At 51.8% G+C, this 1,681-nt stretch carries 1 protein-coding gene; it reads left to right on the top strand.

The window, feature by feature from the left end:
• The first annotated feature begins 75 nt into the window (after positions 1-75).
• A protein-coding gene (locus AB1L17_RS31305; RefSeq protein ID WP_252989885.1) for an IS3 family transposase occupies positions 76-1,634 on the top strand; the annotation gives its coding sequence in 2 pieces (ribosomal slippage) (positions 76-547 and positions 547-1,634; 1,560 coding nt in all).
• Positions 1,635-1,681 lie beyond the last annotated feature (47 nt).

Genomic DNA, 1,681 nt, shown 5'->3' on the forward strand with positions numbered 1-1,681 from the left:
CCCCCTGTGTCAGAATAGTTGTCGTACCCCTCTAAAGAACGTATAGTGAGGAAAACGAGGACGAGGTGGGAGACAATGAACCAAGTGAGCAAGGAGTTAAAGCAGAGCATTTTGCAACGGATGATGCCGCCCAGCAATGAGCCTGTCAGCCAGATCGCCAGAGAGAGCGGACTATCGGAAACAACGCTATACAAATGGAAAAAGGCGGCCAAAGCACAAGGAAAGATCATGCCTGATGGTACGCAGCCTGCCGAGAGATGGAGCACAAGAGATAAATTTGCCATCGTGGTGGAAACCGCTGCGCTAAGTGAAATCGAACTGTCGGAATACTGTCGCGCTAAAGGGCTATTCGTCGAACAAGTAGAGGCTTGGCGTGATGCCTGCATGCAAGCCAATGGCGGGATAGCCGAGCAAGCGAGCAAGCTCCAAAAGGATCTCCGTACAAAGGAGCAAGAGGTAAAAACCCTAAGCCGTGAGCTGCAGCGCAAAGAAGCGGCGCTCGCGGAAACGGCCGCGCTACTGGTGTTACGAAAAAAGGCCCAAGCGATCTGGGGGGACCAAGGGGACGAATGATCAGTGCCTCAGATCGTCAATTAGCCATATCACTGATTCAAGAAGCGGTCGAAGCCGGAGCAAGAGAGCGGCTCGCCTGTAAAGAGCTTGGACTGACTCAGCGCACCCTGCAACGTTGGCGACAGTATGGTGTGCGTGAAGATGGGCGTCCAAATGCGAAACGGCCTGAGCCCGCCCACAAGCTCAGCGAGGATGAAGAGCAACAGATTCTGGACGTCATTCATCAACCGGAATTTCAGAGTTTGCCTCCGAGTCAAATCGTTCCCGCGCTGGCCGATCAGGGGACGTATATCGCTTCCGAATCGAGCTTTTATCGCGTGATGCATAAACACAAACAGCAGCAGCATCGTGGACGGAGCAAGAAGCGAACCGCCAAGCCGCTGACAAGTCACCGTGCAACCGGGGCTAACCAGGTCTGGATGTGGGATATTACGTGGTTGCCTGGGCCGGTTAAAGGCTTGTTCTTCTACCTCTATCTCGTGCTGGATTTGTATAGTCGCAAAATTGTCGGTTGGGAGATTTGGGAGGAAGAGTCGGCCGAGCATGCCAGTCAATTGATTCGCAGAACCGTGCTAAGTGAGCAGTGTGTCGTTCGCCAGCAACCACTTGTGCTGCACTCGGACAACGGTAGTCCAATGAAAGGGGCAACCTTATTAGAAACGCTGTACAGTTTAGGTATTACCCCTTCTAGAAGCCGTCCGCGAGTTAGCAATGATAACCCCTATGCTGAATCCATCTTCCGGACATGCAAATACCGTCCAGAGTACCCTGAGCAAGGGTTTAAGGATCGCACAGAAGCGCGTGAATGGGTGCTACGTTTTGTGCGCTGGTACAATCACGAGCATCGCCACAGCGGACTTAACTTTATAACGCCGAACCAGAGACACAACGGTCTGTCTAAGCAAGTATTTGAGAAAAGAAAACGAGTCTACGAAACCGCGAAAGCCTCGAATCCTGGTCGCTGGTCAGGGGCTACACGCGATTGGAGCCTGGATGAAGAAGTTTGGCTCAATCCGGAAAAAGCGACCCTTATTCAAGCTGAGCAAAAAGCTCAAACATAGTTATCTTATTTTCATCAATTCGCGACAACTATCTTGACAAACACCGA

It is taken from the genome of Brevibacillus jepli, assembly GCF_047229145.1.
Taxonomy (GTDB): Bacteria; Bacillota; Bacilli; order Brevibacillales; family Brevibacillaceae; genus Brevibacillus.